This is a genomic window from Vibrio sp. 1078-1 (genome assembly GCF_033340475.1).
On record NZ_JAWOWM010000023.1, the window covers coordinates 23813 to 48897 of the forward strand.

Genomic DNA, 25085 nt, shown 5'->3' on the forward strand with positions numbered 1-25085 from the left:
TATACCAAGCAAGAAAGGCAAGTTTTTGCTGAATAAAAAGGCCAGCATAGGCTGGCCTTTGGTCTTTACAGTTATTTAGGAACTGTTTGTCAGGAAGTAAATTCGCTTAGCGGCGACGACGGAATAAGCCGAGACCTAGCAGCGCAAATAGAGCACCAAAACCAAACGAACCACCATCTGAATCCTTCGACCCTTCTGTTCCAGCTTCAGTTTGCGTCATTGAAACATCACGAACAGAGCTAAACTTCACGATATTACCTGTCGAGTCAGTCACTTTCTCTTCTAACTGATAATTACCTTGCTCTGGCGTTTGTTCAAACTCAATATTCACGCTACGCGCATCAATATCAGCTTGAACTAAAGTTTGGCTAGCCGAGTAAGCTTTCGTATCGCTGCTTGCCGCAGCCGCTTGTGTGGATGGCGTTAAGTTCACCGTAACAATATCGCCCACAACCGCCGTTGGTGGTAAACGGACATCGACGGCTAAGTTGTCACCTGCTTTCGGTAAATCGATGTCATCATCTGGTAAATCAATCGCGATGATCACTGGATCGTGGTCAGAGGCAGAGAACGCATCTTTGTACTTCGGCATATCACCTGTGTACTTGCTGCTGTATTCGAACAAGTTACTCTCTAGTGAGTTGATGTGCCAATCTTCAATTGCTACCACTTTTTGCGCTAGGCTGCTGCTTGCCAATGCGTGGTCCAAATTACCCAGCTCGCCCGAATAGGTGTAAGAAAACGTATCAGTGCCGTGCAGCAACGTGTTTAAATTGTGCAGACCGTAACCTTTTTCAATTTTGGTCTTCTCTACTTGAAGTTCACCATCACCAATGGTTGTGTAAGCAGCAGTATAAATGTCACGGCCGTATTTCTCTTTCGAGTAATCAGTCAGTGTCAGAAGTGGGTCTTCCATGCCATAAGCATTGAGGTCGCCCATGAGCAATACATCGCCTTTCACCTCTTTCAACGCTTCACCCACTGCGTGCGCAGCAGAAACGCGGAAGTTGTTACAGTTGCCTTGCAGATCCGCTGGCTCAGAATCTTCTACACCAGCAATCCACTCTTCAATACACTCAGAGCCTTTCGACTTAAAGTGGTTTACGACAATAGACAAATCTTCACCCGTCTCTTTCACCGTAAAGGTCTGAAGTAGACTGTGGCGTTGGTACTTATCGTAAGCAGGGTTACTTTCTGTGCCCTCTTTACGAGTAATTGTGTTTTCTGCAATGTGCTGCTCTGGCGTGATGATCACTTTTGCAGCGTCTTTTGGCGTTACTGCGTTAGCACGATATAAAATCGCCACCATGATCGCATCACTGCCAAAGTATTCGTCTTGGTATTTGTCTTGCTCTTCGATTTCGACATACGTGTAATGAGCTTCAGCGTCATCAATCTCAGCATTTAGGGCATCAACTAAGTTTTGGATAGCACTGCCATCACCAAAGCCGTTGTTTTCCACTTCCATCAAACCAATGATGTCAGCGTCCATCTTGTTCATCGCCGCAACGATTTTCGCTTGTTGGATCAGGAACTCATCTAGGTTAGTCGCACCACGGTTTTGTCCGGTTGGGTTTTCATGGCCACTGTCAGCCACGGAGTTGAAGTAGTTCAGTACGTTGAAGCTTGCAATACGCAAATCTGAGTCCGCAATCGCTGGGGCATCTTTACGAGCCACATCGAAGCCTTCACCTGAAGTCACAAAGTTGGTGTTATCGACTTCATTGGTCGCAATCAGGCGGTATTCGTTGTAGCTGTAAGCCACGACACCCTGAAGACCTTCTACTCGAGAACCAAGGCGAATGTGCTGCTCTGAAGAGCCATCTTGGTCTGCATCTTTAGCAAAATCTGGGTAGTATGGGATTTGGCCGTTTGGTGCTTTGCCATCTGATTCTAGGTATACGCGGTTTGCTGCGTTGTCTTTTGCTAGCTCAACGGCTGCATCGCTCTCTGCCGCGTGTAATTGAGTCGGCTTTAACAATGGCGCTTCATGAGAGAGCATCATATTGTTACGACGTGAATCGTAGTCGTAAGAGAAGTTGCGAGTTACAAACAAGTCACTTGCCGAGGTCAACTCAACTTGCATCCCTTCATGACGCTCAAGCGCATCACGTAGTGTCTCACCTTCTTTGATAACAAGATCGGTAACTCGAGAGGTTTCAGAGGTGCCTGTTTTCACATAGCTGTTAGCATCAGAAGCAAGCTGAGTATTGCTGTAATACTCTTGAACTTTACCTTTCACACAAACAACATCACCAGCTTTCAGCGCCGTGTCCGCCGCGTCGGTATGAATGAACAAGCCTTCTGAGGTCTTGTCGTTGTTGTCGCTTTCTAATGCTTGTAGGTAGAAACCTTTGGTTAGGCCAGTGGTAACAGCAGTCACGACACCAGTTACGAAATGATCTTCGTCAGTAATGTATGGGTAACCATCAATGAATGGAGACGTATCGCCTTCACCTTGAATATCTTGGATGGTAGTGAAGTTAGGTTGCTGACCGTCGACTTCACAAGCGAATGGTGCTGGTGGCTCAGTCGCATTTAGCTCACCAAGGCCGTCAATGTTGTCTTTCTCAAATGCCGTCCACTGAGATGCATCATAAGTAGCAGAAGGGGTTAGTGCATCACTGTTACGAACTAATGTGGTGTCTTTACCAAAATCTACGTCACCCATCACACCGATGATGTCGTGCACTTCACCATCTTTAAGCAGTGCGATCGGGTCGTCACCGTTAAAGTTCGCAACGCTTTTATCTGTGATACCTGCTACCGCTTTGATGGCGTCGCTCGCGTCACCATGCGCCAGTACATACACTTGGTTAGCTTGTAGCGTCACTTGGCTAAGGTCGAATGTGCTGCCCCAAGTACCACCACCATTTGATGATTTCGCCAACTCGTAGCCAGTGAGTGTCACCGCAGTATCACCCGTATTAGCGATCTCTACCGCTTTATTATAAGCGCCGCCTTCTACGTATTGGGAAATAATAATCTCTGCGTTCGCGTTTGCACTAAGTGCACTGGCGATGGTTAATGCGAGTATTGAGGGTTTGATTAACGTGTCCATTGTCGTACCTGATATTTATGTAAATGCAAACTTAGCTCTGATTAGAGCCTGCCATTTGCGTCTACTATCAGGTTTATTTATGAAATAAATAAGAATGAGTAATTAAAGCCGTGAAATGAATCACATGTGAATATAAGAAAATATGCCAGAGCATCCCATTCAAACATTTTTTGTAATAAATACAGAGCGCTATTGATAAACAAGTCAGAATTTAGATTGATTACTCAGTTTACTTTTTCACTTCATGTTAAGGAGTAGAAAATACATCACTTGTTGAGTTGCTTATTAACCCAACCGTTCCGTTACAAATAAAAAATATAATTAGTCACTAATTTAGAATGCTTTAATTTTCACTTGTATCACTGTTCAAGCCCAAGAATCTATTACTCGCTTCGTTCTCTCTTATACAGGCCCCTCATACTTCAAAGTTTTCATGATTTATTCAATAACTTTTCATTACTCACTAGCCAAAAACATACACAAAAGATATAACACCTGCGCGAGACAATAAGATCTCATTAGCTGTAAACCCAGGAACGACAAATGAAAAAAATTCAACGCAGTGTGCTAGCTCTCTCCCTACTTGGCTTGATAGCGGGGTGTCAGTTGACCGCCAGTGAGCCACTTCAACCTACGGCGAATCAAGACATCATCGAATCAGCCAAAAATGAACTGGATGGTATTGAAGAGCTAGAAGTCAGTGACGAGGGTGTTATTACCTTTACTCAGCGTCTAAGAACGCCAGGAACCTACTGGATTCCAGCGAGAATTAAAGAACTCAGCTACGATATATCATGCGTACAGCTTAGTTACTTCATTGATAGAGGCATGGTTGTGAAGTCTGCCTTTCTAGGGGCTCGAGGACGTGTTGAATATTACGACATGGAACGCTGTATGAAAGACACACCATTTCAGTAATACAGGCATAAAAAAAGCTCCACCAAAGTGGAGCTTTTTCGTATTCGTTCTTAGCAACTATGGGCGAGCTACAAAACCTACTGCTTCGTATGCTTTCTTAAGCGTTTCAGCCGCTCGTGCCGAGGCTTTCTCAGCGCCTTGCTGCATTACCTCGTCCATGTAAGCACGATCAGCGCGAATACGGTGATATTCTGCTTGAATTGGCTCAAGCATTGCTACAACTGCCTCACCAACATCTTTCTTAAATGGGCCATACATTTCTACGCCTTGGTACTTCGCTTCAATCTCTTCGAAGCTCATACCTGTCGCCGCGGAGTACAGACCCATTAGGTTAGCAATGCCCGCCTTGTTCTCGATATCATGACGGATACTTGGTGGCGTTTCGGTATCGGTTTGCGCTTTGTTGATCTTCTTAAGGATCGACTTAGGCTCTTCCAGCAGCGTGATAACGTTCTTACGGTTGTCATCAGATTTAGACATCTTCTTCGTTGCGTCTTGAAGGCTCATTACACGCGCATTTACTGTCGGAATGTAAGGCTCTGGAACTTGGAAGATTGGCTGCTCTGGCGAGTAAATATTGTTGAAACGCGTTGCGATATCGCGCGCTAATTCTAGATGTTGCTTCTGGTCACTGCCTACAGGTACTTGGTGTGCACCGTAAAGCAAAATGTCAGCCGCCATCAACACCGGGTAGTCAAATAGACCGACGTTTACGTCATTCGCGTAACGTGCCGATTTGTCTTTAAACTGAGTCATACGGCTCAGCTCACCCATTTGAGTGTAGCAGTTAAGAAGCCAACCTAATTGAGCATGCTCTGGTACATGTGACTGAACAAATAGCGTGCTCTTCTTCGGGTCAACACCAACTGCCAGACAAATTGCCAGTGCGTCTAGAGTTGCTTCATGCAGCGCTTTAGGGTCCTGACGAACCGTAATCGCGTGAAGGTCTACCACACAATATTGGCAATCATAATCGTCTTGCATCTGCTGCCATTGACGTAGAGCACCCAAGTAGTTACCGATACTTAGTTCACCTGAAGGTTGAACACCACTCAATACAATGGGTTTGCTCATTAGAATGATTCCTTTGACTTCTTAATCTAATTAAATGAAAAAAACCGTGCAGTAATAGGTGCACGGTTTACTCAGTGTACTCATTAACGAGTATTTTGGAAGCTCTTTTGTAGCCGTTATGCAGAAACCGCTACAACGTCCAATAATTCTGCCAAACTGTCAGCGACGAAATCTGGATTTGATGCTGAAATAGGTTCACCGTGGTTGTAACCATATGTCAGACCAAATGAGGCACAGCCTGCATTCTTTGCTGCGAGAATATCGTTTTTCGAGTCGCCAACCATCAGCATTTCACTTGGTTGGATTTGGTGCTTTTCCATCAACCAGTTCAATGCTACTGGGTTTGGTTTTTTCTCTGGGAATGCATCACCGCCAAGGACATCAACGAAGTATTTTGCGATGTCGTGCTTTTCCAAAACGTCAGGCACAAACTTTGAAGGTTTGTTGGTCACCAATGCCATAACAAAGCCCGCTTTGTGCAGCTCTGCTAGTGTCTCTTTTACCGTTGGGTAAAGATGACTTAGCTTGTGACCGCTTTGCTCGTAGTAATCATCAAACAATACACGCGCTTTAGCACGAAGCTCTTCACTCAGCTCCGGGTTGATGGTCAGGCTTTGGCTTAATGAGCGACCAATAAGCACGTCTGCGCCGTTACCCACGTAATCACGAACTTGTTCTTCTGAAACCGATGGAAAGCCAAGCGCCTGTACTGCTTGGTCTGCCGCGACAGCTAGATCGGGCACGCTATCAAGCAAAGTACCATCTAGATCGAAGGCGATGAATTTAATGTCTTGTTGAGTCATAACTTCCCTGAGGATTTTTATTTATAAATCGGTGAAAACGACAAAGGATGGCACCCCATCCTTTGTTTTTATCATTATGTCTGATTCTACAGTAACTGTTTGTTTCGTCGTTACTTTGCAGCAATACGCTGACGAACTGCCTCAAACAAACAGATGCCGGATGCCACAGATACGTTCAAGCTTGAAACGCTACCAGCCATTGGGATCTTAATCAAATCGTCGCAGGTTTCACGAGTTAGACGACGCATACCGTCACCTTCTGCCCCCATTACGATAGCAAGGGGGCCAGTCAGTTTGGCTTGGTAGATGTCGTGCGTTGCTTCACCCGCAGTACCAACAAACCAGATGCCTTTCTCTTGCAATGTACGCATAGTACGAGCCAAGTTAGTCACTCGGATCAATGGCACGACTTCAGCTGCACCACAAGCCACTTTGCTTACGGTTGCGTTCATTGGCGCAGAACGATCTTTCGGTACGATGATCGCCGCAGCACCTGCCGCATCTGCGTTACGTAAACACGCACCAAGATTGTGTGGATCGGTCACGCCGTCTAACACTAATAGCAGTGGTGATTCGTGCTGCGCCAGGATGTCATCTATATCGTTCTCATTCAGCTGCTTCGCTGGTTTCACACGAGCGATGATGCCTTGGTGATTTGCACCGCGCGCTTTGTCATCCAAGGTTTTACGTGTCATCTGCTGAATAGAAACACCACAAACCTGAAGATCATTTAGGATTGGCATTAGGCGATCATCTTGACGACCTTTTAAAACGTACGCCTCGATAAAACGCTCTGGTTCGCGCTCCAATACCGCCTTCACTGCGTGAATGCCGTAGATAAATTCGTTACTCATTGTTTAACCTGTTGTTCTGGTCGTATTGCCTGCGCCAACCGAGTTTGAACTAAGTTGGCGCTTCAACCTACTGCGCTTCTTTTTTAGTGCGCTTGGTTTTCTTCGGCTTACTGTGCGGCTTCTTTTTACGTGCTTTTTTCACTTTAGGCTTCTCGTTGCCTTCGGCGTCACCACGTTTTGGGCCATTGCGCTTACTCGTTGCGCCCGTTTCTTCTGGGCGTTTAGTTGGCTCTATCGCAGGAACTGCACGAGCCGCGCCACCTTCTTTCGATGAAGAGCGAGTCGCAGCGCGTTTTTTATCTTTCGCTTTGCGTTTTGCTTCCGCTGCGCGTTTCTTCGCAGTCTTACCTTCGCCGCGTAGCTTACGACTTGTTTCGACCAATTCAAAGTCAATTTGCTTATCATCGAGGTTAACAGCCAGTACTTTTACTTTTACTGCATCACCTAAGCGATAGATGTTACCGAAACTTTCACCAATAAGTCGTTGACCAATCGGGTCAAATTGATAGTAGTCGTTCGCAAGGGTAGAAATATGTACCAAACCATCGATGTGCAAATCCGTTAAACGTACAAAGAAGCCAAAGCTAGTGACATTAGCAATAACACCGTCTAGTTCGTCACCGACGTGGTCTTGCATATATTCACACTTCAGCCAATCCGCAACATCACGTGTTGCATCATCAGCACGGCGCTCTGTCATCGAACATTGTTCGCCGTAAAAATCCATGTCGTCAAACGAGTAATGATAGCCACCTGTTGGTGTCCAGCGATCTTGATTACGACCTTCTTCTTTAGCAATCAGATACTTGATTGCACGGTGAAGTAACAAGTCAGGGTAACGACGAATTGGCGACGTAAAGTGCGCATAGCGTTTCAATGCCAACCCAAAGTGCCCCGCGTTATCTGCGTTGTATACCGCTTGCTTCATTGAGCGTAGCAGCATGGTCTGAATCAACTCTTGATCTTGACGCCCGGAGATTTGACGTGCGAGATCAGCATAGTCCGTTGGTGAAGGCTCTAAACCACCTTTTAGCTCAAGACCAAGTTCACTTAAGAAGTCACGGAAACCTTGCAGGCGTAATTCACCTGGAGATTCGTGGATACGATAAAGCGCGGGCTCTTTCGCTTTTTCTACCAGCGATGCCGAAGCAATGTTGGCTAAAATCATACATTCTTCGATGATCTTATGCGCGTCATTACGAATTACTGGCTCAATGCTTTCGATTTTACGTTCCGCATTGAAAATAAATTTGGTTTCAACGGTTTCAAATTCGATTGCACCGCGTTGATCTCGTGCTTCTTTCAGCACTTTGTACATCTTGTGCAACTCTTCTAGATGAGAAACAAGCGGCTGGTAGCGCTCACGTAGTTCTTCATCCCCTTCTAGAATCGCGCTCACTTTGCTATATGTGAGACGAGCGTGCGAGTTCATCACCGCCTCGTAATGCTTGTAACCAGACAGCTTACCTGTATCGGAAATGGTCATTTCGCACACCATACACAAGCGATCTACTTGCGGGTTAAGCGAACATAGACCGTTCGACAGTACTTCTGGCAACATTGGCACAACTTGCGAAGGGAAATATACTGAGTTACCACGATTGATCGCTTCTTTATCCAACGCAGAGTCAGGACGAACGTAGTAACTGACGTCAGCAATCGCTACCCATAAACGCCAACCACCTTCTTTGTTCTTTTCACAGTAAACGGCATCATCAAAGTCTCGTGCGTCTTCGCCGTCAATGGTCACTAGTGGCAAATCACGTAGATCCACACGACCAACTTTCGCTTCTTCTGGTACTTCTTCGCCTAAGTTTTCGATTTGTTTATCGACGGCTTCTGGCCATTCGTGAGGGATTTGGTGTGTACGAATCGCAATTTGTGTTTCCATACCTGGTGCCATGTTTTCACCAAGGACTTCAACCACTTTACCCATCATGCCGCGTGAGCGTGAGCCACGATCAGTAATTTCAATTACGACTACGTTACCCATGCGTGCACCCGCTTTGTGCTCATTTGGGATCAGGATATCTTGGCTGATACGCGAGTCATCTGGGACAACATAGGAGTATCCATATTCAAGGAAGAAACGACCAACGATTTGATCATTGCGCTCCTCTAGCACACGCACCAAACGTCCTTCACGGCGGCCGCGCTTGCTGTTGTCTGTCGGTTGCACTAAGACAAAATCACCGTGGATGATGTTCTTCATCTGATGGTGCGGTAACAGAATATCATCATCCTTGCCGACGCTGCCTTCTGGACGTACCCAACCATGGCCATCACGATGACCAATCACGTAACCTTTCACCATTTCAAGTTTTTCAGGCAATGCATAGCACTGACGGCGGGTAAACACCAGTTGGCCATCTCGCTCCATCGCACGTAGCCGACGACGCAACCCTTCGTATTGCTCTTCGCCCTCAAGCTTTAGTGCCTCAAACAAGTCGTTACGATTCATTGGAACGCCCGCTTGCTCTAGAAACTCGATGATAAACTCTCGGCTTGGAATTGGATTTTCGTAATTTTTGGATTCACGATCTGCAAAAGGATCGTTTGGAATATTGTCTGACATAGGCACGCCTATCTAGCAAGGAAGGTATATGGCTAGTATATCTGAGTCTCTCGATAAGCTACAGAATTGCTTTGAAAAAAGAATGATCGAGATCGACTCTAGGCATGCAAATGAGTTAAGGACGAGCCAGCAAGATCAAAAGTTCAGAATTGTCACTGAGCAAGGATTCAATCGTGCAGTCATCCAACTCCGCCAGAAAGGCACTTTTTGCTTTCGCCAATTTATCTTTGAGGCGGCAAGCAGGGGTAATATGGCAAAAATCCACACCACAGTTGACTAAATCTAACGGCTCTAAATCGCGCACAACACCACCGACTGTGATTTCAGACGCTGGCTTCATCAGCCGGATACCACCGTTTTTTCCGCGCACGGTATGGACATAACCCAACTGCCCTAACCGATTGATAACTTTAACCATATGGTTGCGCGACACACCAAATAAATCCGTCACTTCGGTAATGCTGGTTAACTCATCTTCCGGCAACGAAGCCAAGAAAATTAAGGTTCTCAACGCATAATCAGTGAAACTAGTTAACTGCATATTCTCTCCCAAAGTGCGACTCAATAACCCGCTGGTGATGCTAAAACCCCAAACTTGAGCTATCGATAAAAGTGTAAATCTTTTCTTGATCGAAAGATACATTTGAGATACAACTTTAAACATGCATTATAAATACAACTTAAAGTAGGAAGCCCTTATGCTCAGCAATCAAACTATCGAGATCGTCAAAGCGACCGCACCACTCATCGCCGAAACAGGACCAAAACTGACCGCGCACTTTTACGAGCGTATGTTTACTCATAACCCTGAGTTGAAAGATATTTTTAACATGAGTAACCAGCGTAACGGCGATCAGCGTGAAGCATTATTCAACGCTATCTGTGCCTATGCTGCCAATATTGAAAATTTGCCAGCTCTGCTTGGCGCAGTAGAGAAAATTGCGCATAAGCACACGAGCTTTTTGATCACAGAAGATCAGTACCAAATCGTTGGTAAGCATTTACTTGCGACAATCGATGAGCTTTTTAATCCAGGTCAAGAAGTGTTGGATGCTTGGGCTGAGGCTTACGGCGTACTTGCGAATGTATTTATTCAGCGCGAAGAACAAATTTACCAACAAAATGAAGCTTTGGAAGGCGGCTGGCGCGGTCTACGCGAATTTGAATTAGTCGATAAAAAGATTGAGAGCGAACACATTTGCAGCTTTGTGTTCAAGCCAACCGATGGCCAAAAAGTGGCGCCGTATAAACCGGGACAATACCTTGGCATCTACATCAACAGTGACCAGTTAGAAAACCAAGAAATTCGCCAATATAGCCTGTCTTCTGCGGTCCAAGAGAACACCTACCGTATCTCAGTAAAACGTGAAGAAGGCGGAAAAGTGTCGAACTACCTGCACGATAGCCTGAACATTGGCGAAAAAGTGCAGCTTGCGGCCCCTGCCGGTGATTTCTTTATGGATGCCGAACCACAAACACCCGTTGTTCTAATTTCTGCTGGTGTGGGACTTACTCCAACGCTGTCAATGCTAGAAAGTCTCTCAGCACATCAAGCACCTGTAACTTGGGTTCATGCAACCGAAAATGGCCAACAGCATGCTTTCAAGCAACACGTAAACCAACTCGTTGCAGAAAAAGAAAATATGAACGCGCTCGTTTGGTATAACCAACCAACGGCAGAAGACAAGCTAGGTGAAGACTTCCACTTCACGGGCTTTGTCAATCTGTATGAAATTGAAGCTGCATTAAAGCAAGATAAAGTGCAGGTGTACTTCTGTGGTCCTGTAGGATTTATGCAGCACGTAGCGAAACAGCTATTAGAACTTGGCGTACCAGAAGAGCAATTCCATTACGAATGCTTCGGTCCACACAAAGTGGTTTAAGCGCTACCAACTATCGGGAAAACAACAAAGCCCACGTGACGTGGGCTTTGTTGTATGAAGTTGTTTGCAATATTGAAGCGTTACCAAAAGGTGTCTCGCCGTTTAGCTCGAGCAATAACGTTTTGTGGCATGCGCTGTTCAAGGCCGTTTCTCAATACAGTTATGCGCTTATGCTGCCGCTTATCTGCTGTGACAGAGTTATATAACCAACGATACGCATCTTCGTAATCGAGTGGACTGCCATAATCACGTAAAAGCAACTCGGCCAGATGAATACGCGCGTTTAGGTTTCCCATTGACGCAGCTTCTCGCAAATATGGAATTGCACGTTCTTTATCTTGCTGTACTAAAGTGCCACGCGAATAGTATCGGCCAATCTGCTCTAGTGCAGCTGGTAACCCCTGATGCGCTGCATTTTCGATGTAGTAAAGACCCAGTTCGACATCTTGCTCGACACACACCCCCCAAGCCAACATATCTCCGTACAGAAATTCATAAGCGGGTAAGTTAATTCGAGTCGCACGAGCTACGATATCCTCCACCAGCTGGCAGTTATCAGCGCGCACACGTTGTAAGTGCTTATTTTGCTCAATAAGCTTTATCAGCTCTGCTTCGGTATAGATCGGAACTGGTGCCCCCACATCAGCAACATTGGCTTTCACTGTGGTAGCAACCAAGGTCAACAACAGTGAAGCAGCCACTGTTCGTAACTTCATAAACGTACCCTTAAGGTATCTAAGAAACCAAAGATCGGTGAAGGATCTCCTCTGCTTGATAACCTTATCGGCAAAAAACAGCTAAGCTTTAGACAATTTTTGCCTCTGATTTAGGCTCAGCGGCAAAAGCTTGCCATATGAGAGTCACGCTGTTTTTGTTCAGATACAAAAAAGCCGACCAGAAGGTCGGCTTTTGCAATCTTTAACGGCTATCAATTAAGCTTCGAATGGGTGAACTTTGATGATAGTTTCGTTACGGTCAGGACCTGTAGAGATGATGTCTACTGGAACGCCAGTTAGCTCTTCAATACGCTTGATGTAGTCAAGAGCGGCTTGTGGTAGAGCATCTAGTGACTTAGCACCAAATGTGTTCTCAGACCAACCAGGCATTGTTTCGTAGATTGGCGTTGCTTTTTCGAATGCTTCAGCAGCCATCGGAGAAACTTCTAGCACAGAGCCATCTTCCATCTTGTAACCAGTACAGATTTTTAGCTCTTCTAGACCATCTAGTACGTCTAGTTTAGTTAGACAGAAACCAGATACAGAGTTGATTTGGATTGCACGACGCATAGCAACAGCATCGAACCAACCTGTACGACGTAGACGACCAGTTGTCGCACCGAACTCGTGGCCAACTTCACCTAAGTGCTTACCAATTGGATCTTGCTTATCTAAACCGTCGTATAGTTCAGTCGGGAATGGACCAGCACCAACGCGAGTACAGTACGCTTTTGCGATACCCAAGATGTAACCGATGTGACGAGGACCAAAACCAGAACCTGCAGCAACACCACCAGCAGTCGTGTTAGAAGACGTTACGTACGGGTAAGTACCGTGGTCGATATCAAGTAGTGTACCTTGTGCACCTTCGAACATGATCTTGTCGCCGCGCTTACGTGCTGCGTCTAGTTCGTCAGTTACGTCGATAACCATTGACGTTAGTAGTTCAGCGTAGCCTTTAGCTTGCTCAAGTACTTCTTCGTAGCTTACTGGCTCCGCTTTGTAGAAGTTAACTAGTTGGAAGTTATGGAACTCCATGACTTCTTTTAGCTTCTCTGCGAAAGTCGCCATATCGAATAGGTCGCCAACGCGTAGACCGCGACGAGCAACTTTATCTTCGTATGCTGGACCGATACCACGACCAGTAGTACCGATAGCTTTTTTACCGCGAGCGATTTCGCGAGCTTGGTCCATTGCAACGTGGTAAGGAAGAATTAGCGGACATGCTTCAGAAATGAAAAGACGCTCGCGTACTGGAATACCGCGCTCTTCAAGAGGCTTCATTTCTTTAAGTAGAGCTTCAGGTGATAGTACAACACCGTTACCGATAACACATTTTACGTTATCGCGAAGGATACCTGATGGAATTAAGTGAAGAACGGTTTTTTCACCGTCAATTACGAGAGTGTGACCTGCGTTGTGACCGCCTTGGTAGCGTACCACGTATTTTGCATCTTCAGTTAAAAGGTCTACGATTTTACCTTTACCTTCGTCACCCCATTGGGTGCCTAGAACGACTACGTTATTTCCCATCTTTCCAAGTCTGATTGCTAGTTAAAAATGGATTCTAGCACCGAATCACGCTTCTTGCAGTCATTTTTTGTTCACAGAGTTGCTACCAGAATGTCATCTTGCCGCTTTGTTCATTTTGAAATCAGCATATCACTGATAGTATTTAGCTTTCTCTATTCGACTGGAAAGCGCTATGTCTGAATCCATATGGTTGGCGATTGGGCTCGTCTTGATCGTGGAAGGCATTGGGCCACTGATTGCTCCTAACGGTTGGCGGAATATGGTGGCTCAATTAAGTGAACAACCCAACAATCAGCTACGACGCATCGGTGGCTGCCTAGTAGTTGCTGGAGCCGTCATCGCCATCATGATGAGCTAGCACTTAGCATCAGATACAAAAAAGGCTCCCTAAGGAGCCTTTTATTTCAATGAGACGCGGAGATTATTTCTCCATGCTGCCCTTCGACTGGTTCATGTATTGGAAGAACTCACTCTTCGGATCAAGCACCAGAATATCGCTCTTAGAGCTGAAGGACTTCTCATACGCACGTAGCGAGCGTAGGAAGCTAAAGAACTCAGGGTCTTTGTTGTACGCTTCAGCATAAATCTTCGCAGCTTCAGCATCCGCTTCACCTCGTGTCACACGCGCCGTTTTATCAGCTTCAGCTAGAATAGTTGCTACTTCTAGTTCTGCTTGAGCACGAATAACTTCCGCTTTTTCACGACCTTGAGAACGGTGCTTACGAGCAACGGACTCACGCTCCGCACGCATACGACGGTAGATAGACTCACTGATTTCATCAGGCAGGTTGATTTTCTTCATTCGGAAATCAACGACACGAACACCCAAGTCTTTCATTGCGCTTTCACGCGTGTCTTTCAATACTTCAGACATGATTAGGTCGCGTTCACCATCAATCTCAAGCGCTTCACGAGCCGCTTCAGTTGCGACAACATCGGCACTTGCGTCTTCTGGTAGCACATCATCGTTACGTGGACCAGATACGATCTGTTTGATTTCACGAGCACCGATTTCAGAACGAAGCACGTCCGTCACTTTACGCTCAAGTAGTGCCTCTGCCGTTAGCGAGTTACCACCGCCTGTCGCGAGGTAGTAGCGACCAAAATCTTCAATACGCCACTTCACGTAGGTATCAATGATAACGTCTTTTTTCTCAGACGTTACGAAACGGTCTGCACGACCATCCATTGTTTGGATACGTGCATCAAGTTGTTTCACACGGTCAAACAAAGGCATCTTGAAATGCAGACCAGGCTCGTAAATTCGAGTGATGTCGTTGTTGTCTTTCAAGACACGACCAAATCGAACCACGATACCGCGCTCACCTTCAGGAATCACAAACAAAGACATCAACATTAATGCCAGTGCGATTACCAGTACAGGGATCATTAACTTACGCATTCTTAGTATCTCCCTTGACGTGAACCTGTTGAACGAGACTGCGTGTTCGAAGTGTCTTCTTGTGTACGATCAGACTCAAGTTGAATTTGATCATAGGTTGAAGATGACTTCGATTTACGTTTGGTATCTGCTTTGCCCTCTTGTCCCGCCAACTTATCGATTGGAAGGTAAAGAAGATTGCCGCTTGATTCCGAGTCAATCAACACTTTCGAAGTGCTTGAGTACACCTCTTCCATTGCGTCGATGTACAGACGATCACGCGTTACACCAGGCGCTGCTTGGTATTCTGGTAGTAGTTTTTCGAACTGTGCTACCTGACCAAGAGCCTCGTTAGTGACACGCTCATTGTAACCTTGTGCTTCTTTCTTCAAACGCTCTGCTCGACCCGTTGCCTTAGGCAAGATTTCGTTCTTGTATGCTTCAGCTTCACGAATGAAACGCTCTTCATCCTCACGTGCTGCGATTGCATCATCAAACGCATCTTTCACTTGCTCTGGTGGACGAGCAGACTGGAAGTTCACATCAACAAGTACCAGACCCATATCATAGCTATCAATGATTTGGTTCAGTGTTTCTTGCGTAGTTTGACGAATTTGCTGACGACCACTGGTTAGAATGCTATCCATCAATGAGTCACCAATTACTGCACGTAGTGCAGAATCCGTTGCTTGACGCAAGCTGTCGTCTGCATTGGTTACACGGTACAAGTATTTGTATGGGTCAGTCACTCGGTACTGCACATCCATCGCAACTGTTACAACGTTTTCATCTTTGGTCAGCATTAGACCAGATGCACGTAGTGAACGAATCGCTTGTACGTTTACCGCTTCGTACTCATCAATAAAGCGAGGACGCCAGTTAAGACCTGGGTCTACGATACGATCGTATTTACCTAAACGCAGTACAACACCACGCTCTGCTTCACCGATGGTGTAAAAACCAGCGAAGAACCAAACTGCAACAGCAATCAGAGCAATCACGCCAAAGCCAATTGCACTACCACCACCGCCGCCGATTGGAGAACCACCGCCGCCTTTTTTACCAAACTTGCCGCCCAGCTTTTGACTCAGTTTGTTGAACACTTCATCTAAATCTGGCGGACCTTGATCTCGGCCACCAGGACGCTGGCCACCACGATTATTATTACCCCAAGGGTCATTATCGCGGCCATTGTTGCCGTTGTTATTTCCAGGCTCATTCCACGCCATTAGAAAGCTCCATCATTTGATATGACGTTATACTGTAGCAGTCCTTTAAGTGACTATAAAGCCAGTCAAAACTGCCCCTTCTCTTTTTTCAAGTCTAGACCAATCTACTTGCTGCATTCGAATATCGATCAACAAGTTACCATCCTGGTCATATTCCTCACGTTGAATACACTTCATTTGGAAGAAGGTACTACGGAATCGTCCTTGATACTGTGGAGGAATTCGCAACTGATGCTCGACCATTTGTGACGCCAGACGTTCCGTCAGCGCCTCAAACAGGACATCAATGCCCAACCCATCCATTGCTGAAACCCAAACTGCGCGAGGTACGCCTTCCTCGTCTCGTTCTATACGTGGTTTCTGCGAATCTAGATTGTCGATTTTGTTCATGACAACCAGAGTCGGCACTTCATGCGCGTCGATCTCTTCTAGTACTTCATGAACAGCTTGAATATTCTCACGAAAACGCTCATCACTGGCATCAACAACATGTAACAAAATGTCAGCTTCTTGCGTTTCCTGCAAGGTTGCCTTGAAGGCCGCAACCAAGTCGTGTGGCAAATGTCGAATAAAACCAACCGTGTCTGCCAAGATGGCAGGACCAACATCTGCTAACTCTATCTTACGTAAAGTCGGGTCCAAAGTAGCAAATAATTGATCAGCCGCGTACACGCCAGCTTCTGTAATACGGTTGAAGAGTGTCGACTTACCCGCGTTGGTGTAACCCACAAGTGAAACCGTTGGGATTTCAGCTCGATTTCGGGCGCGGCGCCCTTGTTCACGCTGCTTCGCTACTTTGTCTAAGCGTCGCAGGATGGCTTTGATTCTGTCACGCAATAAGCGACGGTCGGTTTCCAGCTGGGTTTCACCCGGGCCACGTAAACCGATACCACCTTTCTGCCTTTCAAGGTGTGTCCAACCACGAATCAAACGAGTAGAGATATGACGAAGTTGAGCCAGCTCTACCTGTAGCTTACCTTCGTGTGTTCGAGCTCGTTGAGCAAAGATATCGAGAATAAGACCAGTGCGGTCGAGAACTCGACATTGGCACAGTGCTTCGAGGTTACGTTCTTGGGCAGGAGAGAGGGCGTGATTAAAAATCACAATTTCGGCACCAGTTGATTGTACCGCTGTAGCAATCTCTTGGGCCTTACCCTCTCCGACATAGTATTTCGGGTGTGGGGATTGACGACTACCAGTTACCACTTGTAGCGCCTCTACCCCAGCAGAAGAAACCAGCATTTCGAACTCAGCCAGATCTTCCCATTCACCTTCTTGCGTGAAGTTGATATGAACAAGTACGGCTCGCTCACCGGATTCATAACGGTCAAACAAGCAATCAACTCCTTATTTTAAAAATACTCGATGAAGAATTAATCTTCAGATTTCTCTTGTGGACGCTCACCTTGTGGACGTTCACCGCTGTGATGGCTCACTGGACGAGCCGGCACAACTGTTGAGATCGCGTGCTTGTACACCATTTGGTTAACAGTATTCTTCAGCAGGATCACAAATTGATCGAATGATTCGATCTGACCTTGTAGTTTAATACCATTCACAAGGTAGATAGATACCGGGATACGCTCACGACGTAGCGCGTTTAGAAATGGGTCTTGTAGAGATTGCCCCTTAGCCATTTTTATTTTCCTTATTTAATTTGTAGTTGTAATTATTTAGCTAGTGGTGCAATGCAAAAGATACGGCTTTTGCATCTGAGCTAAACGAATCAAAAATGCACTCTAAGTAATTAGCAGCATAGTATAAAAACCGCCAACAACAGATCCTTTGAGAGTGCGTTCACGCAAAAACGATCACATTATACACAGCTATGTCAATCAGATGCTATTGCTTCCGACATCGTTTCTAATGCCTGTTCAATGTTCTCGCTATCCAACCAAGTTAAATCATCCCAGCTGCGTAACCAGGTGATTTGACGCTTGGCCAATTGACGAGTCGCGCATACGCCACGAAATACCGCTTCGTCACGTGTACACTCCCCATCTAAATACTCCCACATCTGTCGGTAACCGACGCATCGTATGGAAGGAAGATCGGGGTGAAGATCTTTTCGCGAATGTAACGCTTTCATTTCTTCTTCAAAGCCCGCTTCCATCATCTTCTCGAAACGGAGTTCAATCCGACGGTGAAGTTCTGCCCTATCCTTGGGAGCTATTGCAAACTGCTTGACTCGGTATGGTAGGCTTTCACCTTTCGTTTGAGTCAATTCAGTCAAAGTTTTACCTGAAATGCGAAAAACTTCCAATGCCCGAGATAAACGTTGGGGATCATTGGGATGGATTCTCGCGGCTGACACAGGATCAACCTCTTTGAGTTCATCGTGCAACACTGACCAACCTTTAGTCAATGCCTCTTGTTCAATTTGCTGACGAATTTCAGGATTTGCAGCAGGAAGTGGTGATAAACCTTCAAGTAACGCCTTGTAATACAGCATTGTTCCACCCACAAGAAGTGGAATTTTTCCTTCTGCAACAATATCATCCATCGCTTTCAATGCATCTCGACGAAAGTCGGCGACAGAGTAAGATTCACTTGGATCCAAAATATCTATCAAGCGATGAGGCGCCAAACTTAACTCTTTTTCATCCGGTTTCGCCGTACCGATATCCATCCCTTTGTAGATCAAAGCAGAATCAACACTGATGATCTCAATCGGAAATTTTTGACGAAGACGAATCGCCAGCTCAGTTTTGCCTGATGCAGTTGGCCCCATTAAAAATAGCGCCAAAGGTAGTTTATCTGTCATGGTTTTAATTTGGCTATCGTGGCAGAGAAATCAACAGCGGATACGAATTTTGTATCTTCTAATGGCAATTGACCATGTCTTAGCTGTTCAAGTTCCGCAATAATTTGAATGGCTTCAGAAAAAGTATAGTGACTCTTCACTGTCGTGACCTGTAATGCGAGCCAATCTATCAACTCAGACAGCATCTGAGCCGCTGCTATACCTTCGTTCACACAAGATTGCGCGTAAGATAACAGATCTGGTACTAAATTTTGTAAGTTTTGTTGACGCAGCGGAGCTGGGACGCCCATCACCATTAAGGCGTGCTCGTTTCTCGCTTTCAATTGAATACCAAGCAATGCCAAATCTTGTTGATAATCTTGGGCCAGTCTCACTAATTCGGCCTCTAACTTAATAGATAGAGGAACAAGCAGAGGTTGTGCCTTGAGTGCACCATCGCTTGGAGAAAGCTGGCCTTTTACACGATAAAATTCTGCTCTAGGTAACGAGACTAACGCCGCCCCACTGTCACTGCTCATCAAAACAAATTGTTCATCGACCACCATCAGCGCTTTGCCTAATGCAGTAATCGATGGCATTGATGTGTGCGAAGTTATCGTTTGGGGCGCTATTGGAGTGACTGCCTGAGCCTCAAACTCTAGCGTTTTCAACAGCTCGTGATAAGCGCGTACTTCTTGTTTAGTTGGCGCTGGTTCTACGTGGCGCTCTTTACTGTGACTTGGCTTTGGTGCAGGTTTGGATTCCACCCAATCATTACGTTTGAATGACTCCACTACGCGCGCCTCTCGCACGGAGGTTTCACTAGGACCGCTATTACGAGGCTTCACTTCATAATCACTGCGTCCAGGATAAGCCGGTGTACTCTCTATCGCTTGATAAACCCGCTCTGGTACTGGTGAAGATGCTGGCTCTTGTACTTTTTCAGGCTCTGGCGAATGCTCAATCTCTTCGGATTCAGTCGGTTCCACGCGATGAAATGCCGATTCATTCACCTGTGGTTTATCAATCACGGCGCTTTGTGAAAGTGCATCCGTCAAAGCTTGATAGATGAAATCATGCACCAAACGAGCTTGGTGGAAACGCACTTCATGCTTAGCAGGGTGAACATTCACATCTACTTGGTGCGGATCTAGCTCAATAAAGAGCACATACGCAGCAAACTGATCTGGCTTTAAGCTCATTTCATAGCTTTGACGAATCGCGTGATTGATTAATTTGTCACGCATCATTCGGCCATTCACATAGCAATATTGTAAATCGCTTTGCTGCCTTGCTCCCTCTGGTGTGGTAATCCACCCATGTAGCTTTAACCCTTGATGCTCAAGCTCGATTCTGAGCATATGCCGCACAAACGCATTACCGCAGACAGCAGCAATACGCTTTTCGGTTTGAAGCTGATTTTTCGCCGCGCGATATTGACGGATGATCTTGCCGTTATGACGCACATTGATGGTGACATCAAAGCGGCTTAACGCAATGCGTTTCAATAACTCATCAATATGAGCAAATTCGGTTTTCTCCGTACGAAGAAACTTGCGACGCGCTGGAGTATTAAAAAATAAGTCCAACACCTCAACGGTAGTGCCAATCGGGTGCGCTGCTGGCTTAAGCTTCACCTGCATATCACGCCCTTCGGAGTAGGCACTCCAGGCTTCTTCTTGTGCCGCAGGACGCGACGTGAGCGTCAAACGCGAGACTGAGCTAATACTGGCTAACGCTTCACCGCGAAAACCTAGACTCATAATGGCTTCGAGATCATCTAAGGTATGTATCTTAGATGTCGCATGACGACTGAGCGCTAAGCCGAGTTCATCTTTCGCGATACCTTTTCCGTTATCACGAACACGAATCAGCTTTGCGCCTCCTTTCTCGATATCGATATCGATTCGAGTTGCGCCAGAATCAAGACTATTTTCAACCAGCTCTTTAATCACAGAAGCAGGTCTTTCGACCACTTCCCCTGCGGCGATTTGGTTTGCAAGTCTGGCTGGCAAAATTTTAATCGTCATAATGAGTTAGAAGCTCACCTACTTGTTTGGAATGATCAGGACTTGCCCAACCGCTAGCTGATCAGAGCGTAAGTTATTCGCTTTACGAATGCTCGATACGCTAACGCCGTATTTGGACGCTATTTTGCCAAGGAACTCACCCCGAGAAACCTTGTGCTTACGAATCGGTTTATCTTTTACCGCGACCGTTATCTTCAACTTTTGCCCTACCCACAACGTATCTGACTTCAAGTTATTCTCTCGGCGGATATCTGAAACCTTCACTTTATAGTGATTCGCAATCTTACCTAAGAACTCACCAGACTTAACCTTGTGCGTAATGGTTTCTGTCTCAACAGTAATCGGTTTACTTGGCACTTTAATCGTACCAGCAGAAGGAATGTTGAGCTTCTGACCAATTGCCAAGCCTGTCGACTTCAAGTTGTTTGCCGACATCAGCGCTTTAGAGCTAAGCCCATATTTGTTCGCGATCACCGATAATGACTCGCCACGCTTTACAATATGTACCATTGGCTTCGCTGAAGGCGAGAACACCGTACCCTCTGGTGGGTTATCTTTTAAGTACTTGACGACCGCCTTAGTGATAGCCTGAGCTAACTTATCTTGGTGCGCTCGTTGAAACAGTAAACGCTCTTCTGTTGGGTTAGAAATAAAGCCCGTTTCCACTAGCACAGACGGAATCTGTGGAGAGCGTAAAACCGCAAGGCTGGTGTTGATCGGTTTGGTGTTATGCAGGTGCGCAACACGTCCCATCTCACCTAGGATTTCTGTTGCCAGTTTATAGCCTTCTTTTTGTGAGTGACTAAACTGCAAGTCCAGCAAAGTTTGGTTCACATTACGATCTTTTGTCTTCGTGAAGAACGCATTACCCGAGCCGCCCAATAACTCAGACTGTTTCTCATGGTTCTCGACCCAACGAGCAATTTCGGTATTTGCACGACGAGTATTTAGTACGAAGACCGAACCACCGCGAGGCTTCGGTGAGGTAAACGCATCAGCGTGAATGGAGATCAGTAAGTGTGCATCATTTTCACGAGCAATCGCGACACGACGGTTTAAGTTTACAAAGTAATCTCCCGTACGAGTCATGCGCGTTTTAATACCAGGAGTCGCATCGAGCTGAGCAGCAATTTTTCTTGAGATACTCAATACCGCATCTTTCTCGTACTTACGACGTGAAGGGCCAATAGAGCCAGGGTCTTCCCCACCGTGACCAGGGTCGATAACAATTAACACTTCTTGAGCTCGTTGAACTGAGCTCATGTCTTTGCTGGCCGCAGCTGGCTTACTCGGTTTAGAGGTCGATGCCTTCTTACCGTGCGGTAAATCAATCACCAAGCGGTGACCATACTGCCCACCTGGTGTTGGGCTTAATTTAAATAACTCCGCTTGAACGCTCTTTTTTAGTTCAAACACCAAACGATAAGTGCCCTTCTCTGGAGGCGAGCTTTTTCGTACCAGTTTTAAAACAGGGCTATCCGTAACAGTAACAGGTAGTTTGGCCTGCATCGTCGTGCTTTTTAAATCCACGACAAGGCGATCCGGCCCTGATAAAGAGAAATAGGAATAGTCAGCTTCCGAGCCTAAATCGATGACAACACGCGTTTCATCAGGTGAAGGCCAAACTCGAAAACTCTTAACGACGTTAGCAAATGCTAAATTGGGGATGAGAAGGAGAAAAGTGGCGACAAACGTCGCCACCACTCTAAAATTTGAAAAACTCAACATAGCTCCAATCGACTGAGTAACTGCACACCATAATCATTATTAGCTGTTAGTTCGGCTACACGTTGCTCACCTTGGTAGCGAATGTTTACATCAAGATCCGGTTGTGGCAGTAAGCCATGCCCTTTTTCAGGCCATTCAACCAAGCAAATCGCATCGTCTGTGAAATAGTCTCGAATCCCCATAAACTCAAGCTCTTCAGGATCCGCAAGACGATAAAGGTCGAAGTGATATACTTGCCACTGATCCAACTGGTACGGTTCGACTAGAGTATAAGTTGGACTTTTCACGTTACCTTGATGACCAAGAGCACGGACAAAACCACGACTAAAGGTTGTTTTACCTGCACCCAAATCACCATGCAGATAAATTGTGGTTTGCTGGGAACAAAGCTGAGCCAGAGCGGTGCCTAGTGCAACCGTTTCATGCTCATCTTTTAAATTGAATTGTTTCGTGCTCATTGATGCTTCTCTAACTAATGATCGTTGACTATATAAAAATCAAAAGAACAGGAATAGTAAACCGTGTTGGTTTTGAGAGACAAGCTTTCAAATGTCATATGTGCGAAAAAAGTATCCAATAAACGGTATCTTAATCATCTTAGTATCGACCTAGATTTAGAATATATGCAAATGACTTCAATAAGCAGTATTCACAACATCAAAAACGTACCTAACTGGGTAGCACCAAAGCCAGAGATCCGTTAAGATCCGCCCCCCTTTATTCCGGTGGTTAACATGAACTACGAACAACTCGCACAACAAATCAAAGTTTGGGGAAAAGAACTCGGCTTCCAAAAAGTTGGGATCTGCGACGTTGATCTGAGTGAACATGAAGCAGCACTACAAAAATGGCTTGATGCAGGCTATCACGGCTCAATGGATTGGATGGCTCGTCACGGCATGATGCGTGCTAGACCCCATGAGCTACTCCCGGGAACCGTTCGTGTTATCAGCGTCCGGATGGACTATCTGCCACCAGAGGCTCAATTCGCTTCAAACCTCGCGAATAAAAGTCATGCCTATATTAGCCGCTACGCACTAGGGCGTGATTATCACAAGCTCGTCAGAAAGCAGCTAAATAAGCTCGGCAAACTTATTGAACAAGAGGTTGGTCAATATGGTTACCGACCTTTCGTTGATTCCGCACCAATATTAGAGCGACCTCTCGCCCAAAAAGCGGGCTTAGGTTGGACCGGGAAACATTCCCTGATTTTAGATCAAGACTGTGGATCGTGGTTCTTTTTAGGTGAACTACTTATCGACTTACCACTACCCGTAGATGAGCCAAGCGTTGATCAGTGCGGTAAATGCAAAGCATGCATTACATCATGCCCAACACAAGCCATCGTTGAAGACAAAGTTGTCGATGCCAGGCGTTGTATCTCTTATCTCACCATCGAGTTCGATGGCGTGATTCCTGAAGAGTTTCGAAAGCCAATGGGTAACCGCATTTATGGTTGTGACGACTGTCAATTGGTTTGCCCATGGAACCGCTACGCCGACATAACGGAGCAAGATGATTTCCACCGTCGTGACAGTTTCAAAAACCCTGACCTCGTCGACATGTTTAACTGGGATGAAGCGACTTTTCTAAAAAATATGGAAGGCTCCGCTATCCGTCGTATTGGTCATATACAGTGGCTACGTAACATCGCTGTCGCACTTGGTAATGCAGAATATAGTCAGCGAATCATAGATGCGCTGGAAAGTCGGCAAGGTGAAAATAAATTACTTGATGAGCACATTAAATGGGCTTTGACAGAGCAACTGAATCAACTCCCCACTGAGAGTAATTCATCTATAGAGACGAAAAAGCAACGCTTAATAAGGATAGTCGAGAAGGGACTGCCGAGAGACGCATAGAGCGTAGTCTATATGCAAGAGATTGAAAGTACTTTTGCATGTTCAATTCATGACCTTGTTCTCAATTTTGTAATGTGGAAAAAAATTTGAGATTCAAGAAAAACAAGCTAACAGAAAAAAGTTAAACACAGCTCGGAGAAATGACTAGGATCAAAAAAATACCAGTTAATGATCGTATTTTAACGTACTCGATCCGACAAAAAACTTATTTTTTCTTTATATAACAAAGATTTAATTGGTATTTCTTTGTTGTTTCAACTTCATTTTAGAGAAAAGATCTTTCTTCCCCATCATAAAAAGTCAAGCTAAAAACACTTTATCAACCAACTTATCCACAGAACGACGTATGTGGATAACTCTGTTAATTAAAGTAGATAAAACACGCGAAGCCTCATCATACTGTACGTCAGCCGATTCATATCGTGTTTTAAACACAAACGAAATCGTCCGACATCATATGATGCGGATAAAAGTTTAGCTTTTGGGGATTCATGCTTCGCAGCATTATGAAAAGAGCGATGTGATTGGTTGCGAGAAGCAGGCGTTGAATCAAGCGGCGCATCCGTAGACGACTTAACAATTGTATACTAAATAAGTACTCAATCTATCGTCTTGTATTTGGTTGCGGGGGCCGGATTTGAACCGACGACCTTCGGGTTATGAGCCCGACGAGCTACCAAGCTGCTCCACCCCGC

The 25085-nt window shown here is 45.7% G+C and carries 20 protein-coding genes; 4 read left to right on the forward strand and 16 right to left on the reverse strand.

The window, feature by feature from the left end:
* Positions 1-106: 106 nt before the first annotated feature.
* Positions 107-3061 carry an ExeM/NucH family extracellular endonuclease gene (locus R7190_RS23655; RefSeq protein WP_186584611.1) on the reverse strand — a complete coding sequence of 985 codons (2955 nt, stop codon included), beginning with the start codon at positions 3059-3061 and terminating at the stop codon, positions 107-109.
* Positions 3062-3604: 543 nt separating this feature from the next.
* Here R7190_RS23655 and R7190_RS23660 point away from each other — a divergent pair.
* Positions 3605-3979 carry a hypothetical protein gene (locus tag R7190_RS23660; protein ID WP_005381401.1) on the forward strand — a complete coding sequence of 125 codons (375 nt, stop codon included), beginning with the start codon at positions 3605-3607 and terminating at the stop codon, positions 3977-3979.
* Positions 3980-4036: 57 nt separating this feature from the next.
* On the opposite strand, the gene trpS is transcribed toward R7190_RS23660, so the two are convergent.
* From trpS to nsrR, 5 genes are all read right to left on the reverse strand, one after another.
* Entirely contained in the window at positions 4037-5053 is a 1017-nt protein-coding gene (gene trpS, locus R7190_RS23665) for a tryptophan--tRNA ligase (RefSeq protein WP_005381398.1), read from the reverse strand.
* A 116-nt stretch (positions 5054-5169) separates the two neighbouring features.
* Entirely contained in the window at positions 5170-5856 is a 687-nt protein-coding gene (locus tag R7190_RS23670; protein ID WP_005382834.1) for a phosphoglycolate phosphatase, read from the reverse strand.
* A 110-nt stretch (positions 5857-5966) separates the two neighbouring features.
* Positions 5967-6710: a 23S rRNA (guanosine(2251)-2'-O)-methyltransferase RlmB gene (gene rlmB / locus R7190_RS23675; protein WP_005381395.1), complete on the reverse strand. Its 744-nt coding sequence runs from the start codon at positions 6708-6710 to the stop codon at positions 5967-5969.
* Positions 6711-6777: 67 nt separating this feature from the next.
* Positions 6778-9285, reverse strand: a complete 2508-nt coding sequence (gene rnr, locus R7190_RS23680) for a ribonuclease R (protein WP_017821742.1) — start codon at positions 9283-9285, stop codon at positions 6778-6780.
* Positions 9286-9400: 115 nt separating this feature from the next.
* Positions 9401-9826, reverse strand: a complete 426-nt coding sequence (gene nsrR, locus R7190_RS23685; RefSeq protein WP_005381392.1) for a nitric oxide-sensing transcriptional repressor NsrR — start codon at positions 9824-9826, stop codon at positions 9401-9403.
* 157 nt (positions 9827-9983) lie between these two features.
* Between nsrR and hmpA the strand changes: the two genes are divergently transcribed.
* Entirely contained in the window at positions 9984-11168 is a 1185-nt protein-coding gene (gene hmpA, locus R7190_RS23690; RefSeq protein ID WP_186584610.1) for an NO-inducible flavohemoprotein, read from the forward strand.
* An 80-nt stretch (positions 11169-11248) separates the two neighbouring features.
* On the opposite strand, the gene motX is transcribed toward hmpA, so the two are convergent.
* Positions 11249-11884, reverse strand: coding sequence for a flagellar protein MotX (motX, locus tag R7190_RS23695; protein WP_005381388.1), 636 nt, complete (start codon positions 11882-11884; stop codon positions 11249-11251).
* Positions 11885-12100: 216 nt separating this feature from the next.
* Positions 12101-13417: an adenylosuccinate synthase gene (locus R7190_RS23700; RefSeq protein ID WP_005381385.1), complete on the reverse strand. Its 1317-nt coding sequence runs from the start codon at positions 13415-13417 to the stop codon at positions 12101-12103.
* A 172-nt stretch (positions 13418-13589) separates the two neighbouring features.
* On the opposite strand from R7190_RS23700, the gene R7190_RS23705 reads away from it, so the two are divergent.
* Complete coding sequence (locus tag R7190_RS23705) at positions 13590-13775, forward strand: DUF2065 domain-containing protein (RefSeq protein WP_005381383.1); 186 nt, start codon at positions 13590-13592, stop codon at positions 13773-13775.
* A 63-nt stretch (positions 13776-13838) separates the two neighbouring features.
* Here R7190_RS23705 and hflC read toward each other — a convergent pair whose 3' ends face one another.
* The 8 genes from hflC to tsaE form a co-directional block, all read right to left on the reverse strand.
* Positions 13839-14819 (reverse strand): protease modulator HflC, encoded by a 981-nt coding sequence (hflC, locus tag R7190_RS23710; protein ID WP_005381382.1) that lies wholly within the window; start codon positions 14817-14819, stop codon positions 13839-13841.
* A gap of 2 nt (positions 14820-14821) precedes the next feature.
* Entirely contained in the window at positions 14822-16027 is a 1206-nt protein-coding gene (gene hflK / locus R7190_RS23715; protein WP_017633728.1) for an FtsH protease activity modulator HflK, read from the reverse strand.
* Between the two features lie 45 nt (positions 16028-16072).
* Positions 16073-17362, reverse strand: coding sequence for a ribosome rescue GTPase HflX (hflX, locus tag R7190_RS23720; RefSeq protein WP_005381380.1), 1290 nt, complete (start codon positions 17360-17362; stop codon positions 16073-16075).
* 38 nt (positions 17363-17400) lie between these two features.
* Positions 17401-17664 carry an RNA chaperone Hfq gene (gene hfq / locus R7190_RS23725; RefSeq protein WP_005381379.1) on the reverse strand — a complete coding sequence of 88 codons (264 nt, stop codon included), beginning with the start codon at positions 17662-17664 and terminating at the stop codon, positions 17401-17403.
* Between the two features lie 194 nt (positions 17665-17858).
* Positions 17859-18791: a tRNA (adenosine(37)-N6)-dimethylallyltransferase MiaA gene (miaA, locus tag R7190_RS23730; RefSeq protein ID WP_005381378.1), complete on the reverse strand. Its 933-nt coding sequence runs from the start codon at positions 18789-18791 to the stop codon at positions 17859-17861.
* On the reverse strand, positions 18788-20800 hold the full coding sequence (mutL, locus tag R7190_RS23735) for a DNA mismatch repair endonuclease MutL (protein ID WP_005381376.1): 2013 nt from the start codon (positions 20798-20800) through the stop codon (positions 18788-18790). The genes miaA and mutL overlap by 4 nt, the downstream gene beginning before the upstream one ends.
* A gap of 18 nt (positions 20801-20818) precedes the next feature.
* Positions 20819-22528 (reverse strand): N-acetylmuramoyl-L-alanine amidase, encoded by a 1710-nt coding sequence (locus tag R7190_RS23740; protein WP_005381374.1) that lies wholly within the window; start codon positions 22526-22528, stop codon positions 20819-20821.
* Positions 22522-22986 carry a tRNA (adenosine(37)-N6)-threonylcarbamoyltransferase complex ATPase subunit type 1 TsaE gene (tsaE, locus tag R7190_RS23745; RefSeq protein WP_005381372.1) on the reverse strand — a complete coding sequence of 155 codons (465 nt, stop codon included), beginning with the start codon at positions 22984-22986 and terminating at the stop codon, positions 22522-22524. Before tsaE ends, R7190_RS23740 begins: the two co-directional genes overlap by 7 nt.
* Positions 22987-23262: 276 nt before the next feature.
* On the opposite strand from tsaE, the gene queG reads away from it, so the two are divergent.
* Entirely contained in the window at positions 23263-24390 is a 1128-nt protein-coding gene (queG, locus tag R7190_RS23750; protein ID WP_005381370.1) for a tRNA epoxyqueuosine(34) reductase QueG, read from the forward strand.
* The last annotated feature ends 695 nt before the right edge of the window (positions 24391-25085 follow it).

Bases quoted from the DNA above. Each gene is read 5' to 3' on its own strand.
- rnr (WP_017821742.1), bottom strand. From the start codon at position 9,285: ATGTCAGACAATATTCCAAACGATCCTTTTGCAGATCGTGAATCCAAA.
- rlmB (WP_005381395.1), bottom strand. From the start codon at position 6,710: ATGAGTAACGAATTTATCTACGGCATTCACGCAGTGAAGGCGGTATTG.
- R7190_RS23740 (WP_005381374.1), bottom strand. From the start codon at position 22,528: ATGTTGAGTTTTTCAAATTTTAGAGTGGTGGCGACGTTTGTCGCCACT.
- queG (WP_005381370.1), top strand. From the start codon at position 23,263: ATGAACTACGAACAACTCGCACAACAAATCAAAGTTTGGGGAAAAGAA.
- R7190_RS23670 (WP_005382834.1), bottom strand. From the start codon at position 5,856: ATGACTCAACAAGACATTAAATTCATCGCCTTCGATCTAGATGGTACT.
- mutL (WP_005381376.1), bottom strand. From the start codon at position 20,800: ATGACGATTAAAATTTTGCCAGCCAGACTTGCAAACCAAATCGCCGCA.
- nsrR (WP_005381392.1), bottom strand. From the start codon at position 9,826: ATGCAGTTAACTAGTTTCACTGATTATGCGTTGAGAACCTTAATTTTC.
- R7190_RS23705 (WP_005381383.1), top strand. From the start codon at position 13,590: ATGTCTGAATCCATATGGTTGGCGATTGGGCTCGTCTTGATCGTGGAA.
- tsaE (WP_005381372.1), bottom strand. From the start codon at position 22,986: ATGAGCACGAAACAATTCAATTTAAAAGATGAGCATGAAACGGTTGCA.
- hflK (WP_017633728.1), bottom strand. From the start codon at position 16,027: ATGGCGTGGAATGAGCCTGGAAATAACAACGGCAACAATGGCCGCGAT.
- R7190_RS23700 (WP_005381385.1), bottom strand. From the start codon at position 13,417: ATGGGAAATAACGTAGTCGTTCTAGGCACCCAATGGGGTGACGAAGGT.
- hfq (WP_005381379.1), bottom strand. From the start codon at position 17,664: ATGGCTAAGGGGCAATCTCTACAAGACCCATTTCTAAACGCGCTACGT.
- hmpA (WP_186584610.1), top strand. From the start codon at position 9,984: ATGCTCAGCAATCAAACTATCGAGATCGTCAAAGCGACCGCACCACTC.
- trpS (WP_005381398.1), bottom strand. From the start codon at position 5,053: ATGAGCAAACCCATTGTATTGAGTGGTGTTCAACCTTCAGGTGAACTA.
- hflC (WP_005381382.1), bottom strand. From the start codon at position 14,819: ATGCGTAAGTTAATGATCCCTGTACTGGTAATCGCACTGGCATTAATG.
- R7190_RS23655 (WP_186584611.1), bottom strand. From the start codon at position 3,061: ATGGACACGTTAATCAAACCCTCAATACTCGCATTAACCATCGCCAGT.
- miaA (WP_005381378.1), bottom strand. From the start codon at position 18,791: ATGACAGATAAACTACCTTTGGCGCTATTTTTAATGGGGCCAACTGCA.
- motX (WP_005381388.1), bottom strand. From the start codon at position 11,884: ATGAAGTTACGAACAGTGGCTGCTTCACTGTTGTTGACCTTGGTTGCT.
- R7190_RS23660 (WP_005381401.1), top strand. From the start codon at position 3,605: ATGAAAAAAATTCAACGCAGTGTGCTAGCTCTCTCCCTACTTGGCTTG.